Genomic DNA, 15,963 nt, shown 5'->3' on the forward strand with positions numbered 1-15,963 from the left:
TGTTGGATGTGCTGGCCTCATCGCGAGTAGGCTCGCTCCCACAGGGGACGGCCGTCAGCCTTCCGTCAGCGCGGTAACGACCAGCCCCATATTGCTTTCCAGCTCCGTCACCGGATCGGTCCCATCGGTGCTGAGCACCAACAACTGGCTGCCACCCTCGGTGATGGCGGCTTTCAGCGCCTCCGAAGGCTGGCGATGGTGCAGCACCAGCGCCACGTCGTTGTCTTTCAAGGTCGCGGTCAATTGCTTGAGAGTTTCGGCTGTCCAGTCGGCGTCGGGCCGGGTATCGGTGCTGATGGCGTCCAGGTTGAGCCCGCTGATCAGGTAGCCGAAATGCTCGCTCAGGCTGACCACGCTCAGGTTGTCGGCGCTGGCGAGGCGTTTTTCGCTATCGGCGCTGAGTTTGAGCAGGCGCTGCTTCAGGGCCGCCAGGTTGGCGTCGATCTTCGGTTTGTCCGCCGGGGCCAGGCGCACCAGATCGGCGGCGATCACGTCGGCCATGCGCCCCAGGTTATGACTGGCCATCCACGGTTGGCTCGCCAGGCCGTCGGCCATGCCCGGTTGCACGGCGATACCGGGCAGGGCACCGTCCACCGGGCGCGCGGCATCGACTTCGACGATGCGAATATTGCTGCGTCGGGCCATGGGGTACAGCGGATCGTCCGGCCACAGCGAGCGCAGGCCGATGACCCCGTCAGCAGCGCTGGCCAGTTTGCTCAAGGCCGGCGCGCCACGGCCGCTGAAGTAGGCGCTCTGCCGGGTGCCGGGCAGATTGGCGGGCGCGGCCCGCTCCAGGCTGACCTCGGTGCCCTTGAGCAAGGCTTCCCCCAATCCATAGGTGACTGGCAGCGATGCCAGCAGACGAACCTTTTCGCCGGCGAATGACGAGGTGATGGCCACGCCGCATAACGCGACGGCCAGGCTCAGTTGTCGCAATGAAAAAACCATTTATCCAAGATTCCCTTTGAGGCTGGGGACGACACCGCGGGCGATGGCGCTCAGGGCGAAGGCGATGCCGGCCACCAGGATGATCGCGGCACCGGATGGGATCGGCAGGTCGAACACAATCGGCGCGAGGATCCCGCACAAGGTGCTGGCGGTGGCGATCAGCACTGAACACCAGAAAAAGCCTTTCAATGATTGGCTGAGCAGGCGAGCCGCCGCAGCCGGAATCACCAGCAACGCGCCCACCAGAATGGCGCCGATGACTTTCACTGCTGCCACGGTGATCAGCGTCACCAGGATCACGAACAGGTAGTCCAGTGTCTTGACCGCCACCCCGCGCACTGCCGCCAGTTGCGGGTTGAAGCTGGCGAGCATGATGCGGTTGTACAGCGGCAAGGCCAGGGCCATCACCAGCGAGCCGACCACCGCCAGCACCAGCAGGTCATTGCCATTGACCGTCAGCACCGAGCCGAACAGTACGTTTTCCAGGATGTGCACATTGATCTTGCCCGCCAGGATCAACAGCAGGCTGGCGCCCAGGGCCAGGGACACTGACAGGAATACGCCGATCAGCGTGTCCGGCGCCAGGCCGGTGCGGTTGCGCAGGTAATTGAGCAGGATGCCGAACAGCAGGCAGTAGCCGAACAGGCTGCCGTAAGGGCCGGTGTAGGGTTCGCCGAGCAGGATGCCGATGGCCACGCCGGTCAGCGCCGCATGGCCCACCGCCTCGGAGAAAAACGCGAAGCGCTTGACCACTACCAGCGTGCCGAGACCGCCCAGCACCGGGCCGATCAACAACCCGGCCAGCAACGCATTGACCACGAACCCGTAGGCCAGCGCCTCGGGCAGGTAACCGGACGAGGCCCAGCCCTGAACCATCAGACGAAAGGCTTCATAACTCATCAGGCAGCGCTCCCGTTCGTGCGCGGATGGGTGGAAAACAGCGTCAGCAGGCGTTCTGGCGTCAGGGTCTGGCGGGGCGGTCCGTCAAACAGCACCCGGCGGTTCAGGCCGGTGACACGGTCGGCCAGGCGCCCGACGGCTTCCAGGTCATGTTCGATCCACAGCACGGTGATTCCGGCTTGGCGCCAGTCCTGCAGCAATTGCTCGAATACCTGGATACCGGCCTCATCCAGGGCCGACATCGGTTCATCCAGTACCAGCAGTTGCGGCGAGGGAATCAGCCCCTGGGCCAGCAACACTCGCTGGCGCTCACCACCGGACAGCGCGCCCATGCGCCGCTTGCGCTTGTCCTGCATGCCGACCCGCTCCAGGGCCTGGCCAATGGCCCCAGCGTAGTGCTTGCTCAAGCCGAGAAAAGCCGGTCGCCGCTGACACATCGCCGCCATGAAGTCGTCCACCGTCATGGGCAGGCCCCGGTCGAACTCCAGCGCCTGGGGCACGTAGCCGATCACCCCGGGCTCGCCTAGCCATTGCAGGCTCAAGCGTCCCTGGTGTGGCATCTGCCCGAGCAAGGTCTTGATCAGCGAACTCTTGCCGCCGCCATTGGGGCCCACCAAGGCATGGATGCTACCGGGTTCCACCTGAAACGCCACGCGGTCGAGAATGGTGGTGCGGCCCAGGTTCAGGCTGACATCGGCGAACTCGATCAAGGGGCCGACGTGTCGCAGAGTGAGGGTTTCCTGGACGGTCATGCGCCAGACTCCTGGATGGCCCGGACCACGGTGTCGAGGTTGCCGGCCATTTCCTTTTCGTACTTCTCGGGGCTGTAGTCGCCGTAGGAAATATGTGAGAGCGGGTACAGCTTCACGCCCGATTCACGCTGGATGGTGTCGACGTAGGTGGACGGGAAATCCATCTCCGAGAAGATCACCTTCACGTCCAGCTCGCGCAGTTGGTCGATGGTTTTCTTCAATTGGCTGGGGCTTGGTTCGATGCCATGGGCCGGCTCGACCACAGCGGTCACTTCCAGGCCGAATTCGCGCAACAGGTAGTCGTAGGCGGCATGCACCGTGGCGACCCGCAACTCGGCGTTGGGGGCCTGGGTCAGCTTCGCCAGGGCCGCGGCGCGCATCTGCCGCAGGCGCTTGCCGTAGGCGCGGGCGTTCTGGGTGTAGGCCTTGGCGTTGTCCGGGTCGAGCTTGCCCAGCTCTCGGGCGATGTTATTGACCTGAGCGATGGAGGCGCTGATGGACAGGAAAGTATGTGGATTCACGACCTTCCCCGCGCCACGAGCCGCCGTGCCGGTGGCAGCCAGCAGGGGCACGTTTTCATTGGCCTCGATTACTTTCACGTTCGGGGTTTCGCTGGCGGCGATCATGCGGTCGGCGAAGTCATCGTGACCCACGCCGTTGAGCACGATCACGTTGAGGCCGCTGATGCGCTTGATGTCCTCGGCCCGTGGTTCATAGGCATGGGGGTTGAAACCGGCCGGGATCAGCGGCACGACCTCGGCCTTGTCGCCGACGATGTTGCTCACATAGCTGTAATAAGGGTGCAGGGTGATGCCGATGCGCAGACGCTTGGCTGTTTCGGCGCTCACCGGCGAGGTGAACAGGCAGGCCAGCAGGCCGATCAGCAGCAGGCGCAGCAAGGGGCGGCGTTGGGATGCAATAGGCATGGGCAAACGGTCTTCTCTCGAATGAAGGCGTGGGGTCAGTGCCGGTGCTGGCGGGTTACGCCGGCATCGAATTGCGCGACGATCTGTTGCCAGCCGGCGGCGGACAAAGCGGCGTCGTCCAGCGCAGCAGGTGTCGCGAGGCCATTGCTGCGGTTGAGCCAGATGTCCGGGGCTGCGTCGGATGCTTCGCCGATGCGCATCAGAAACGAACCTGCGACGGAAGAGTTGGCACTGGCGCCGAAGTAGGCCTGGTCTTTCAGTTGCTGCCAGGCGTGGCCGCCCCGGCTGACAGCGCTGGCGTCCTGGGCGAACGGCGCGAAGCCTTCTTCAGCCAAGGTTTGCGGGTCGGGCAGGGCGGGTTGGTCTTCGCGCAGCAAGCGGATTTCATCCAGGGTCACCCGCAGGTCGGCGTAGATACCCTGCTCGGCGGCGCTGAGGTCGCGACGGGCGTCGAGTTGGTTCGAGGCCAGGTGCGTGGTGTCTTCGGCTTTGCCATGCCAGGCCACCATAGACCCGGCGACCACCACGATGATCAGGCACAGCAGCAACACATACAGGGTTTCATGGCCCGCGCCCGCGGGGCGGATGACTTGAGTGGTGGTGTGGGTCATGGGGCCTCGATGTCGGCTTGGTCGATTTCCACAACGTGGCCGGGGCCGGCGTCGAAGAGCACGTAGAACTCTGCGTCCGGCTTCTTGAAAGTCAGCTTCGAATCGGCGCCGAGCTTGCCCGGGACGAGGATGGTCTCGTCATAGCCGATCACGTCCAGGGTCACTCCGGGTGCGCCGCTGCCGTCGGAAAAACCCCCGGTGCATTGGATCTGCTCGGCGTCGATGGCCTTGCATTCGCACATCGGGTTGTGGGCCAGGGCGCTGGTGCTTGCGCCTGCGCAGAACAGCAACGCCAGGCCGTTGGATAAGGCGCGGAGGGTCATGGTTTGGGTCCTTGGTTCTTCAGCCAGGCGATGGTGGCGGGGGAGGCCTGGCTCAGGGGAATGGAGGCCTGGTGCATCGAACCGTCCCAACCCTCGAGGGTTATCCACAGTTCGGCATCGGGCTGGGTCTTGGGCGGGACCGGCAACAAGGCGCTCATGCGATAGGGCGAGCCGAAGAAAATCACCCCGGCGGCCCTTAGACTGCGAGGTTTGCCGACACGCAGGTAGGTGGCCTTGACCTGACCGATACAGCGTTCGCACAGGGCTGCGTTGAAGTGCTTCATGGGGCCGGCAGGTCCCTGGACGCGTGGTGCTTCGTTGCGAAACTCCGCCAGACGCAGGCTCCAGGGGCCGATCTGGACTTCGCCGACTTCCCGCTCGCCAAGCCCGGCGTCCCCACGAAACAGTGCGGCTTCGGATAAATATTTGGGCATGAACCCCAGGGGGATCAGCAGCAACAGCACGTTGAGGTGGAAGCGCCATCTATGCCAGAACAGGCTCAGGCGTGACGGTGATGAAGTGGTATTGGACGGATTCACAGGCTGCCCTCCGACGACTCACGGCGGACCGACGGCTGCAATGCTTGCGCGATGCGGGTTTCACGGGAGGGTTTCTGGCTACGCTTGAGGGCATTGGCGGTGGCCAGGGCCGTGCGTTTGGTCCAGATCAGCAGCCCGCTGAGAACCATCATGCTCAGGACCAAACCGAAGAAAAACCAGATGAGCTTGATCCACAGGCCGCCAAAGTCGCCGGTGTGCAACGGGCGCATGGATTCGGTGACGAATTCCAGCGTCGTGCGGTCGGACAGCAGCCGTGAGGCGGCGACGTCACCGTTGTAGGGATTGATGGTGGCGGTCTGGTACATCAGCGGGTACCAACCACGGCCACCGACTTCCAGATGGCTGTAGGCATTGCCGGGCAGGCTGACGAAACTCGCTTCCAGGCCCGGGATGCGTTGCTGGGCGATTTCAATGGCCCGGTCCAGGTTCAGTTGCGGCGGAGCAAGACCATCGGCTGACAGCGGAACGCTTTCACGGGCCACCACCGGGATGACCGGCTCGCTGGAAATGGATATCTGGTTGTCGGACAGCAAGGCTTCGATCAGGAACCAGGTGCCGGTGACGGAGATGACCGCGATGAACCAGATCGACCAGATACCGCTGAGCCGGTGGAAGTCGCCCCAGAAAATGCGGGCACCGTGGCGGATACGCAAGGTTGGACGGAAAAAGCCTTTCCAGAAGCGCTTGTAGACCACCAGCCCGGTCACCAGGGACGCCAGCAACGGTAGCCCCAGGAGCGACACCAGGTACCAGCCCCAGCTGTAGCCGTTGGTGAACGGCACCAACCACCATCCGTGCAGCGCGCGGGTGAAGCCCCTGAAATTGAACGCCGGTGCCGAGCCCTGGATGACGCCGCTGTACGGATTGACGTAGACCGTGTCGGGGCGCCCGTCGGGATAGGTTACCTTGGCCTCCAGTGCAAAATGTGACTCGTCCGGACGCGCGATGCTTTGCACCTGGGTCTGCGGCTGGGCGTGCTTGATCGCAGCGATCACCTGGTCATAGCTGAGCAGCGGGGCATCGTCCGAGGGCTTGCTGGCGCGCATGTCGGGGTTGACCAACCAGACGATCTCCTGGCTGACCACCGCGAGGGTGCCGGTCACGCAAACGATGAGCACGAAAAACCAGATGGGCAGGGCCAGCCAGCTATGAACCAGGAACCAGAGTTTGGAGCGGGACTTCTTCGACATGATTGAACGTCTTGATTCGATGAAAGGCTCGGTATTACGGGCTTCGCAATACCCCTGAACCCTGAAAGGCCGGCCGTGGCTTTTGCCGACGCGGCCTGCTGCATCTAATTAAGACGAACGAGCGAGTGAAATCCTGAAGGAGAAGATGAAAGAAAATGTTTCGCGTTCAAATGTTCACGACGTGTGGCGAAGGAGCAGGCTTCCTCGCCACAGTCGGTTGGCCTTAGAACACGTCAGCCTTGTTGTTGGAACATCTCCCTGGCCCGTTGCTCGATCTGTTCCTGGCTCAGATCTTCCTTGTGCGTCGCCAGGAACCACAGATGCCCATAGGGATCTTTCAAGGTGCCGGTACGATCGCCGTAAAACTGGTCCTTGACCTCTGAAATCACTGTGCCACCAGCCGCAATGGCCTGAGCAAATGCGCTGTCCACGTCCTCGACATATAAATGCAGGCCGACCGATGGCGATTTGTCCGGGTTGCTCAGTGGGCCTTGGTCGCAAGGCGTGCCGAGCATGATCGCAAACCCGTTGATCCGCAGTTCGGCATGCCCGATGCCTCCGTCGGGCATGGCCAAGCGCATGACCTCGGTGGCATTGAAGGCTTTTTTGTAGAAGTCGATGGCTTCGGCAGCTTTTTGAATGCCCAGGTAGGGCGTGATGTTATGGAAACCTTCGGGAATGGCTTTGACACCCATGACGGTTCTCCTTGTTGTTATGGGGGGGCGAAGAGAGTCTTCGTCGGTTTTGCGCCCATCCACTATAGGTCAGCCGCCGTGGACGGGCTCATGTCCCGACGAACGCTTCACGGCTGCTCCAGCAGGTGAGCCCCTGGCCCGTGTTTGCCCAGCACGTCGCCCTGATTGCGCAGCGGGCAAGCCTCCATCGACAGGCATCCGCAGCCGATGCAGCCGTTGAGTCGATCACGCAGCGCCACCAATTGGTTGATGCGCTCGTCCAGGTCCCGGCTCCACTGCGCCGACAAGGTCTGCCAGTCGGCGGCCGTTGGCGCACGGTTGTCCGGCAGGCTTTTCAACGCCTCGCCGATTTCCGCCAAAGGAATGCCCAGGCGCTGGGCAACCTTGATCAGCGCCACGCGGCGCAATACTGCCCGTGAGTAGCGACGTTGGTTGCCCTGGTTGCGCGTGCTTTTGATCAGCCCCTTGGATTCATAGAAGTGCAGGGCCGTGACCGCCACGCCGCTGCGGGCGGCCACCTGGCCGACGGTGAGTTCCTTGTGGATATCGATCTGCGTCATCGCTTCGATTCGCTGCTTGACCTAAAGTTAACTTTAGGTTTTACCCTGCACGCGTTCGGGTCGCAAGATCCGCCTTACGTGCAGAGGGGACCTTTCATGCAATCACCAAGGAACAACCGCAGTTTCACCCAGTTGATGGAATTCGATATCGAACCGCAATGGCAGCAGGCGCTGGTAACCGCCTTGTCGGAACAAACCGAGCGCCTGGCTCGGGACCACTCGGGGTTCCTGAGTGCCAGTATCCAGGCCAGCGAGGATGGTCGGCGGGTGCTCAACTATTTGCAGTGGCAAACCCGCGAGGCAGGCGAGGCGGCGCTTCAAAGCTTCGAAACGGGCGAGCGGGATTTCTGGTGGCTGATCCAGGCTCATCGAGCCAAAGCCGTGACGTTTGGCTCGTTCCAAGTGCTGCACAACATCGAGCGCAGTCTGGACAACGCGTTGCATTGCCAGTTGGTCGACTGAGTGCAGCGGCTGATCCGCAAAGGCAATAGCCACTATCGAGAGGGTTGATTTCTGCCGCGCAGGGCTGGCGGGTAGCCTTTGTTCATCGCCCAACTCCAGAACACCGGACACTTGCCATGAACCGTACCCTTGCTGTTTTGCTGCTGTTGACCGCCACCCTCCTGGGCGGTTGCGCCAGTTCTTCCCCGGAGCTGCGCCCCTACACCGCCGACGAGACCCGCGAACTGGCGCTTGAGGCCCTGAATCGCCGCGGCCTCTCGTTCGATGAGTACCACGCGAAAAAAGCCGAGTTACTCGGTTCGTCGCAGAAAAACGTGGGTTTCGACGATCAGGGCCAGATGAGTGCCGAGCGGGTCGTGCAACAGCCAGGCCGGTCAAGTTGAGGGACTGTACCGCTTAAAGTTTTGCCCAACTGTCCGTGGGTTTGCGCCAAGGCGTGGGGTAGGGTCGTGACTTGACTGACCGCCCTGATGGACTGCCTTGAAATGACCCTTTCGCTTGACCTGCTGCTGGGCTTCGCCCTGTTTGCCCTGGTGACCTCGATCACGCCTGGCCCTAACAACACCATGTTGTTGGCCTCGGGTGTCAATTTCGGTTTCAACCGCACCATTCCTCACATGCTGGGTATTACCTGCGGCTTCTTTTCCCTGGTGCTGGCGGTGGGCCTTGGCCTGGGCGCGGTGTTCCAGACTTATCCACTACTTTATACCGCGCTGCGCTACATCGGCGCGGCGTATCTGTTGTACCTGGCGTGGAAAATCGCCCACTCCGGTCCGGTTTCGGAAAGCCAGCCGGGAGACAATACGCCGATCAGCTACTGGGGCGCGGCGGCGTTCCAATGGGTCAATCCCAAGGCCTGGATCATGGCCATCGGTGCCATCAGTACGTACACGCCACTTCAGGGTTATTTCTTTAACGTGTTGGTGATCGCGGCGGTGTTTGCCCTGATCAACCTGCCAAGCGTGAGTCTGTGGGTGGTGTGCGGCAGCCTGTTGCGCAACCTGTTGCGTGATCGTCGCTGGTTGCGCCTGTTCAACTGGGGCATGGCGCTGCTGTTGGTCGCTTCGCTGTATCCATTGTTGCTCGAAAGCATCAGTTGAGGGCTGAGCTTCGCCGCGATGCCTGCTAAGCTCGCTGTTCAGGAGCGTTCCTACGCACTTTTAAACGAAGTCCGACTTCTTTAAGGTCTTTGATCAGGTATTGCTAGTCTCGAACCCAACGAGGGCGCCTGATCCCGGAGCAGGCTCTGCGAGTTTCCTATGAATAAACGTCCTTTGTATTTCGACTACGCCGCCACCACGCCGGTGGATGAGCGGGTCATCCGGGTCATGGTCGAGTGTCTGGGCTTTGACGGCAACTTTGGCAACCCGGCTTCCAGTTCCCATGCCTTCGGCCAGGAGGCTCGGCGCTCCGTAGAGCGTGCCCGCCAGCAGGTGGCGCAACTGGTCGGGGCTCAGCCCGAACAGATCGTCTGGACGTCCGGCGCTACCGAGTCCAATAATCTGGCCCTCAAGGGGGTGGCCCAGGCGCGCGGTGGTTCCGCCGGCCATATCATCACCAGTCTGATCGAACACAAGGCGATTCTCGATACGGCGCGCCAGCTTGAAGAGAGCGGCGTCGCGGTGACCTGGCTGGCGCCGGACGCCGAGGGCCTGATCAGCCCGCAAGCGGTTCGCGAGGCGTTACGCGAAGACACGTTCCTGGTGTCGCTGATGCTGGTGAACAACGAGTTGGGCACCGTCAACGACGTCATCGCCATCGGCGAGATCGTTCGCGCGCACGGTGCGCTGTTTCATGTGGACGCAGCCCAGGGCGCCGGGAAGGTGCAGATCGACCTGTCTCGTTGGCCGGTGGACCTGATGTCTTTTTCCGCGCACAAGATCTACGGCCCCAAGGGCATCGGTGCGCTCTACGTCGGCGAGCGTGCCCGGCCACGGCTGTCGGCACAGATTCACGGCGGTGGGCATGAAGGTGGTTTGCGCTCCGGGACCCTGGCGACCCACCAGATCGCAGCCATGGGCGCCGCATTCGAACTCGCGGCCGAGGCATTCGAGGAAGAACTCGCTAAAATCGCCCGGTTGCGCAATCGTTTGCTTGAGCCGCTGCGGGCCTTGCCCGGTGTGCGTATAAACGGCAGTGCGAGCCGCCGGATTCCCCACACGCTGAGCCTGACCTTCAACGAAGGTGAGTTCAACCCGGCGGCGTTGAGCGCATCGATTGCATTTTCCGCCACCTCGGCCTGCAATTCGGCGCAGAACAGCCCGTCCCACGTGCTGCTGGCCCTGGGGCACGATGCGCGCGCGGCCGGGCGAACCATTCGCCTGAGCCTGGGCCGCTTTACCACTGAACAGGATATCGACGAGGCGGTGCGGCTGATCCAGGCGGCGTGCGCGACTGCGCCGGCGTTCTGGGCCACGACCCCATAAGCCGTTTTCGGCATCGAACAACAATATCAATGAGCAGGAGAAACAATGAGCACCGAGCCTTTGTCCCGTGGACTGGTTCCCCAGCGCCTGGCCAAAATCCGCCAACTGATGAGCCGAGAGGGCATTCATGCGCTTCTGGTGCCATCGGCCGACCCGCATCTGTCCGAATATCTGCCGGGCTATTGGCAGGGGCGGCAATGGTTGTCGGGCTTCCATGGCTCGGTGGGTACCTTGATCGTGACGGGCAGTTTCGCTGGCGTCTGGGCCGATAGCCGTTATTGGGAGCAGGCCACCAAGGAACTGGAGGGCAGTGGTATCGAACTGGTCAAGCTCATTCCCGGCCAACCCGGCCCCTTGGACTGGCTGGCGGAACAAACGCCTGAGGGTGGGGTGGTCGCCGTCGACGGTGCGGTCATGGCCGTGGCATCGGCCCGAACCCTGGGTGGCAAACTTGCGGAGCGCGGCGCGCGGTTGCGTACCGACATCGATCTGCTTAAGGAGGCCTGGAGCGATCGCCCAAGCTTGCCGGATCAGCCGGTCTATGCCCATTTACCGCCCCAGGCGACCGTCAGCCGGGTCGAGAAACTCACTAAGCTGCGCGAATCCCTCAAGGAGCGTGGTGCCGACTGGCATTTCATCGCCACGCTGGATGACATCGCCTGGTTGTTCAACCTGCGCGGCGCGGATGTGTCGTTCAACCCGGTGTTCGTTTCCTTCGCATTGATCGGCCAGCAACAGGCGACGCTGTTCGTGGCCCTGGACAAGGTTGACGCAGCGCTGCGTGCCGTTCTTGAACAGGACGGCGTGACCCTGCGCGATTACAGCGAAGCCGCCGCCGCTTTGCGTGAAGTGCCAGACGGTGCGAGCCTGCAGATCGATCCGGCGCGGGTGACGGTCGGCTTGCTGGATAATCTGGGCAGCGGCGTGAAGCTGGTCGAAGGTCTCAACCCAACGACGCTGGCCAAGTCCCGAAAAAGCCTGGCCGATGCCGAGCACATCCGTCGGGCCATGGAGCAGGATGGCGCGGCGCTCTGTGAGTTCTTCGCCTGGCTGGAAGGGGCCTGGGGGCGCGAGCGCATCACCGAATTGACCATCGACGAGCACCTGACCGCCGCCCGCACGCGCCGGCCGGACTTCGTCTCCCTGAGTTTCAACACCATCGCCGCCTTTAACGCCAACGGCGCGATGCCTCATTACCACGCCACGGAAGAAGCCCATGCGGTCATCGAAGGTGATGGCCTGTTGCTGATCGATTCCGGCGGCCAGTACTTGGGGGGCACCACCGACATCACTCGCATGGTGCCGGTCGGCACACCCACTGCCGAGCAGAAACGAGATTGCACGCGCGTGCTCAAAGGCGTGATTGCCCTGTCCCGGGCCAAATTCCCACGGGGCATTCTTTCGCCGTTGCTGGATGCCATCGCGCGCGCACCGATCTGGGCAGAGCAGGTGGATTACGGCCACGGCACCGGTCATGGCGTCGGCTATTTCCTCAATGTCCACGAAGGCCCGCAGGTGATTGCCTATCAAGCCGCTGCCGCGCCGCAAACGGCGATGCAGGTTGGCATGATCACCTCCATCGAGCCGGGCACTTATCGTCCCGGTCGCTGGGGTGTGCGTATCGAGAACCTGGTGTTGAACCGTGAAGCCGGAAGCAGCGAGTTCGGCGAGTTCCTTGAGTTCGAAACCCTGACCCTGTGCCCGATTGACACCCGCTGCCTGGAACCTTCTTTGCTGACCCAGGACGAAAAAGACTGGTTCAACGCTTACCACGCCGAGGTTCAGCGTCGCTTGGGCCCGTTGCTGGACGGTGACGCACTGCAATGGCTGAACACGCGAACGATGGCAATTTGAAGTAGAGGATCAGGCAAGGGCTTCACGGACGAAGTCCAACCGATCCTGGCCGAAGAACAACTCGTTGCCGACAAACATGCTCGGGGCGCCGAACACGCCTCGTCCGATAGCTTCTTCGGTAGCGCTCTTGAGTGCTTGCTTGACCTGCTCGTCGTTCGTCAGGGCCAGCACATAGTCGGCGTCGAAACCGCCTTCGTTCAGGACTGCTGCGACGGTCGTGGGGTCATTGAGGTTGCGGGCGTCCACCCAAAAGGCGCGGAACAGGCAATCGACGAAGGCCTCGAAGCGTTCAGGTTGGCGCAATTGCATGCCAGTCACCGCGCGCATCAGTTGCAGTGTATTGATGGGGAAGTGTGGATTGAACTTGAAGGCGACCCCATAGCGCTTGGCGAAGCGATTCAGATCCTTGAACAGGTAAGGGTTCTTGGCCGGCACTGTCGCCGGTGATGCATTGCCGGTTGCCTTGAAGACGCCACCCAATAACATCGGGCGATAGATCAGCTGGCTGTTGGTCTGCGCGCACAGTGTCGTCAACTGGGTGTAGGCCAGGTACGTGGTCGGGCTGCCGAAATCGAAGTAAAACTCCACCGATTTGCTCATGGGATCTGCTCTCTTGTTGTGTGAGGGGAGGTTTACCAGCGTTCGCTCCAGGGCCGCAGGTCCAGTTCGAAGGTCCAGGCGTCGCGGGGTTGGCTGTGCAGGTACCAGTAGTTGTCGGCGATGTGTTCGGGGTTCAGGATGCCGTCCTGATCCTTGGTGGCATATTTCTCCGGGAAATTATCGCGGATGAAGTCAGTGTCGATGGCGCCGTCCACCACCACGTGGGCCACGTGAATATTCATCGGTCCCAGCTCACGGGCCATGCTCTGGGCCAGTGCCCGGATGCCATGCTTGGCGCCCGCGAATGCGGCAAACCCCGAAGCGCCACGCAATCCCGCCGTTGCCCCGGTAAACAGAATTGTCCCGCGCTGGCGCTTGACCATGCGCTTGGCCACTTCCCGTGCATTGAGAAAGCCTGAGAAACAGGCCATTTCCCAGATCTTGAAATACTTGCGTGCGGTTTCTTCGAGGATGCTGCAGGGGACATTGGCGCCGATGTTGAACACAAAGGCTTCGATCGGGCCGATCTGGTTCTCGATTTGCTCGATGAGTGCGATCACGTCGTCCTCTTTGCGTGCATCGCAGGCAAACCCGTGGGCTTCGCCGCCTTGGGCGCGGATTCCATCCACCAGGGGTTCGAGTTTGTCGGCGCTGCGACGGGTAACACAGGCCACAAAACCTTCCTGCGCAAAGCGTTTGGCAATCGCTCCGCCGGTGGCATCGCCCGCGCCAACAACCAGTACGACCTTCTTGTTATTCATGGTCAGCCTCATTGGTAAACGATCGTTAACTAAACGGACGTTATGCTAAGATCCGGCAAGCGTCAAGGTGAGCAATCAGGGGCAGGAACCGTGCGATATTCAGCCAATCACAAAATGGAAACCCGCGAGAAACTGCTCGCCAGCAGTGCCGTCTCTGCCAAGAAGTCGGGTTTCTCCACGGTCGGTGTCGATGGTTTGATGAAAGCTATCGGATTGAGCGGCGGTGCGTTTTATAGCCACTTCTCATCGAAGGATGAGCTTTTCAAGGCCATTGTTGAGCGGGAATTGGCCCAAAGCCTGGATCGTCTGAGTGGCGAAGGTGCGATGGACTCAATGAAGCTGGAGCGCTGCCTCAAGCAGTACCTGAGCATGAGCCACGTTGAGCAGCCCGAAGCAGGGTGTGCGTTACCGGTGCTGGGTGCCGAGATAGCGCGATCGGATGTCCAGGTGAGGGAGGCGGCGCAAACGTGGATCTGTCGTTTGCACGAAAGCTGGGCGCGGATATTGGGAAGCGACAGTCTGGCCTGGGCTATCCTGTCTCAATGCGTGGGAGCATTGGTGGTTGCGCGGATGCTGGTCACGCCGCAGGTCCAGCGTGACGTCCTCAAATCCAGTCATGAGGAGATTAGGCGCCGAATGGCCGAGCAAGGGCTCGACTGACGTGGCCTATTTACAGATGACGATCATGCTGCGGCTGGTATAGCCAGCGGGGTTGAGCCCGAAGGGATAATCCCCGGGTTCCTCGACGGCGTCACCGGACTTGGCAATGACCTTGTAACCCTTGGGAGCACATGAATTGGCGGCGCTGGCGGCGCACTGATCCCAGGATGAGGACAAGCCGGAGCAGTTGATGTGCAGGCCTTTCTTGCCGCGCTTGACTTCAGTTTTCGATGTTGCCGCACAGCCCGCTACTGCAAGTACGGCGATCAGTATCAAAATTCGTTTCATTCCCGTCCTTATAATCGTCGTGGATCTTGTGTCCACGTACGATTGTGTTCGCTCTTGCTTGAAGCGTTCATGACGTCCTGTATGAAAAAATCCATGTCTGACATTGGGTTACCGGTCTAAACATGGCCTAAATGCGGGGCAAATACCAGACCTTCGTTAAATCCTGCTTCAATCTGCCGCGACGGCAGGCTTCGCAGTGTTGCCCATGGTCATCGTTGCGCCGACCGACGCGAGGATGATGCAGGTAATGGCGAGCCATTGGGCCAAGGACAAGTACTCCTGCAGAAAGACCAGACCCGACAGGGCCGCGACTGCCGGTTCGACGCTCATCAGAGTACCGAAAGTGCGGGCTGGCATCCGGGTCAGGGAGATCATTTCCAGGGTGTAGGGCAGGGCCGTAGACAGGATGGCGACGCCGATGGCGATTGGAATCAGGCTCGGTGTGAGCAGTGCGGCACCCGCGTGCACGATACCAATCGGGGCGACGAACAGAGCGGCGATCATTACCCCCAAAGCGGCGGTTTGTACGCCATTGTCCGCACCGGCTTTCTGGCCAAACAGGATGTACAACGCCCAGCAAACACCTGCGCCCAGCGCGTAGCCGGCTCCAAGCAGGTCAATACCGGCATTGGTCGCACCGGTCGGTATAAGCAGAAGCAGGCCAGCGACTGCCAGGGCGATCCAGAGAAAATCGATTGCCCTGCGTGAGGCGTATATGGCGACTGCCAGGGGGCCGGTGAACTCCAGTGCTACGGCAATGCCCAGTGGAACGGTACGAACCGACATATAGAAGAGAAAGTTCATGCCGCCCAATGCCATCCCGTAAACGATCACGGTGCGCAGGGATTGGGCGGTGAGCTTGGCGCGCCAGGGACGTAGCAATAACAGCATGATGAGGCTGGCAAAAATGAGTCGCAGCGTTGTTGTGCCCTGTGCGCCCACTACAGGGAACATGCTTTTGGCGAGGGAGGCTCCCGATTGAATGGAGGCCATGGCTATTAATAGCAGGGCAACCGGATACAGGGTGGCGGCCAGGCTGCGATGTGGAGGGGGTGTCATTACGAAGTGTCGTCCAGAATAAAGGCGGGGGGCAATGTTGAGCAGTATATTGCGCATATGCAGCGATTCCGTCTATATACCGGGCAGATTTAAGTGTCATGTCGGGCTAAAGATAGAAAAATCAAATTAAGGGTTGACGGCAGATTCTGGAAGTCTATAATTCGCCCCACTTCCGGCGCAGTAGAAACGGAAAACTCCTTGAGATTCAATGAGTTAAGTAGGTTTCGAAGGTGCAGGGCTTCAGTTCATCGAAGCCCGGAAGGAGCAGGTGGAGCGCTGTTGTTTGGCTCTATCGGCGGTTCGATCTTCTCGGTCGAAAGCGGTGAAAAAGAGGTGTTGACAGCAGCGAGTAACGCTGTAGAATTCGCCTCCCGCTAACGAGAGATCG

Annotated in this window: 20 protein-coding genes; 6 read left to right on the forward strand and 14 right to left on the reverse strand. The window is 61.2% G+C overall.

The window, feature by feature from the left end; all coding sequences use genetic code 11:
- Nucleotides 1-54: 54 nt before the first annotated feature.
- The 10 genes from BLT00_RS27300 to soxR form a co-directional block, all read right to left on the reverse strand.
- The gene (locus BLT00_RS27300; protein ID WP_092147419.1) at nt 55-948 is read right to left on the reverse strand and encodes a metal ABC transporter solute-binding protein, Zn/Mn family; all 894 of its coding nucleotides are present in this window, start codon (nt 946-948) and stop codon (nt 55-57) included.
- Nucleotides 949-1,848 (reverse strand): metal ABC transporter permease, encoded by a 900-nt coding sequence (locus BLT00_RS27305; protein WP_003204050.1) that lies wholly within the window; start codon nt 1,846-1,848, stop codon nt 949-951.
- Entirely contained in the window at nt 1,848-2,600 is a 753-nt protein-coding gene (locus BLT00_RS27310) for a metal ABC transporter ATP-binding protein (protein WP_092147422.1), read from the reverse strand. The genes BLT00_RS27305 and BLT00_RS27310 overlap by 1 nt, the downstream gene beginning before the upstream one ends.
- Nucleotides 2,597-3,526, reverse strand: coding sequence for a metal ABC transporter solute-binding protein, Zn/Mn family (locus BLT00_RS27315; RefSeq protein ID WP_092147425.1), 930 nt, complete (start codon nt 3,524-3,526; stop codon nt 2,597-2,599). The genes BLT00_RS27310 and BLT00_RS27315 overlap by 4 nt, the downstream gene beginning before the upstream one ends.
- Nucleotides 3,527-3,561: 35 nt before the next feature.
- The gene (locus BLT00_RS27320) at nt 3,562-4,137 is read right to left on the reverse strand and encodes a DUF6162 family protein (protein ID WP_092147428.1); all 576 of its coding nucleotides are present in this window, start codon (nt 4,135-4,137) and stop codon (nt 3,562-3,564) included.
- A complete protein-coding gene (locus BLT00_RS27325) occupies nt 4,134-4,460 on the reverse strand; it encodes a hypothetical protein (protein ID WP_003204043.1) in 327 nt (108 codons plus the stop codon). The genes BLT00_RS27320 and BLT00_RS27325 overlap by 4 nt, the downstream gene beginning before the upstream one ends.
- Nucleotides 4,457-4,999 (reverse strand): thiamine pyrophosphate-binding protein, encoded by a 543-nt coding sequence (locus tag BLT00_RS27330; RefSeq protein WP_092147431.1) that lies wholly within the window; start codon nt 4,997-4,999, stop codon nt 4,457-4,459. Before BLT00_RS27330 ends, BLT00_RS27325 begins: the two co-directional genes overlap by 4 nt.
- Nucleotides 4,996-6,210 carry a PepSY-associated TM helix domain-containing protein gene (locus BLT00_RS27335; protein ID WP_092147434.1) on the reverse strand — a complete coding sequence of 405 codons (1,215 nt, stop codon included), beginning with the start codon at nt 6,208-6,210 and terminating at the stop codon, nt 4,996-4,998. Before BLT00_RS27335 ends, BLT00_RS27330 begins: the two co-directional genes overlap by 4 nt.
- Nucleotides 6,211-6,443: 233 nt before the next feature.
- On the reverse strand, nt 6,444-6,905 hold the full coding sequence (locus BLT00_RS27340) for a VOC family protein (RefSeq protein ID WP_063325014.1): 462 nt from the start codon (nt 6,903-6,905) through the stop codon (nt 6,444-6,446).
- A gap of 107 nt (nt 6,906-7,012) precedes the next feature.
- The gene (gene soxR / locus BLT00_RS27345; protein ID WP_063325015.1) at nt 7,013-7,465 is read right to left on the reverse strand and encodes a redox-sensitive transcriptional activator SoxR; all 453 of its coding nucleotides are present in this window, start codon (nt 7,463-7,465) and stop codon (nt 7,013-7,015) included.
- A 96-nt stretch (nt 7,466-7,561) separates the two neighbouring features.
- Here soxR and BLT00_RS27350 point away from each other — a divergent pair, with 96 nt between their 5' ends.
- The 5 genes from BLT00_RS27350 (at nt 7,562) to BLT00_RS27370 (ending at nt 12,207) form a co-directional block, all read left to right on the forward strand.
- The gene (locus tag BLT00_RS27350; protein ID WP_092147437.1) at nt 7,562-7,927 is read left to right on the forward strand and encodes an antibiotic biosynthesis monooxygenase; all 366 of its coding nucleotides are present in this window, start codon (nt 7,562-7,564) and stop codon (nt 7,925-7,927) included.
- 116 nt (nt 7,928-8,043) lie between these two features.
- The gene (locus BLT00_RS27355; protein ID WP_092147440.1) at nt 8,044-8,310 is read left to right on the forward strand and encodes a hypothetical protein; all 267 of its coding nucleotides are present in this window, start codon (nt 8,044-8,046) and stop codon (nt 8,308-8,310) included.
- Between the two features lie 102 nt (nt 8,311-8,412).
- Complete coding sequence (locus BLT00_RS27360) at nt 8,413-9,027, forward strand: LysE family translocator (protein ID WP_014337373.1); 615 nt, start codon at nt 8,413-8,415, stop codon at nt 9,025-9,027.
- Nucleotides 9,028-9,186: 159 nt separating this feature from the next.
- Nucleotides 9,187-10,353, forward strand: a complete 1,167-nt coding sequence (locus BLT00_RS27365; protein WP_092147443.1) for a cysteine desulfurase family protein — start codon at nt 9,187-9,189, stop codon at nt 10,351-10,353.
- A 45-nt stretch (nt 10,354-10,398) separates the two neighbouring features.
- Nucleotides 10,399-12,207, forward strand: a complete 1,809-nt coding sequence (locus tag BLT00_RS27370; RefSeq protein WP_092147446.1) for an aminopeptidase P family protein — start codon at nt 10,399-10,401, stop codon at nt 12,205-12,207.
- A 9-nt stretch (nt 12,208-12,216) separates the two neighbouring features.
- Here BLT00_RS27370 and BLT00_RS27375 read toward each other — a convergent pair whose 3' ends face one another.
- Both BLT00_RS27375 and BLT00_RS27380 read right to left on the reverse strand, forming a co-directional pair.
- Nucleotides 12,217-12,807: a 2-hydroxychromene-2-carboxylate isomerase gene (locus BLT00_RS27375; protein ID WP_092147449.1), complete on the reverse strand. Its 591-nt coding sequence runs from the start codon at nt 12,805-12,807 to the stop codon at nt 12,217-12,219.
- Nucleotides 12,808-12,839: 32 nt separating this feature from the next.
- Nucleotides 12,840-13,568 carry an SDR family oxidoreductase gene (locus tag BLT00_RS27380; RefSeq protein ID WP_063325020.1) on the reverse strand — a complete coding sequence of 243 codons (729 nt, stop codon included), beginning with the start codon at nt 13,566-13,568 and terminating at the stop codon, nt 12,840-12,842.
- Nucleotides 13,569-13,658: 90 nt separating this feature from the next.
- Here BLT00_RS27380 and BLT00_RS27385 point away from each other — a divergent pair, with 90 nt between their 5' ends.
- The gene (locus BLT00_RS27385; RefSeq protein WP_092147452.1) at nt 13,659-14,228 is read left to right on the forward strand and encodes a TetR/AcrR family transcriptional regulator; all 570 of its coding nucleotides are present in this window, start codon (nt 13,659-13,661) and stop codon (nt 14,226-14,228) included.
- Between the two features lie 6 nt (nt 14,229-14,234).
- Here BLT00_RS27385 and BLT00_RS27390 read toward each other — a convergent pair whose 3' ends face one another.
- Complete coding sequence (locus BLT00_RS27390) at nt 14,235-14,516, reverse strand: hypothetical protein (RefSeq protein ID WP_014337379.1); 282 nt, start codon at nt 14,514-14,516, stop codon at nt 14,235-14,237.
- A 168-nt stretch (nt 14,517-14,684) separates the two neighbouring features.
- Nucleotides 14,685-15,575, reverse strand: a complete 891-nt coding sequence (gene rhtA, locus BLT00_RS27395) for a threonine/homoserine exporter RhtA (protein WP_072348772.1) — start codon at nt 15,573-15,575, stop codon at nt 14,685-14,687.
- Between the last annotated feature and the right edge of the window lie 388 nt (nt 15,576-15,963).

Source organism: Pseudomonas sp. NFACC51, from assembly GCF_900103575.1.
GTDB classification, from domain to species: Bacteria; Pseudomonadota; Gammaproteobacteria; order Pseudomonadales; family Pseudomonadaceae; genus Aquipseudomonas; species Aquipseudomonas fluorescens_Q.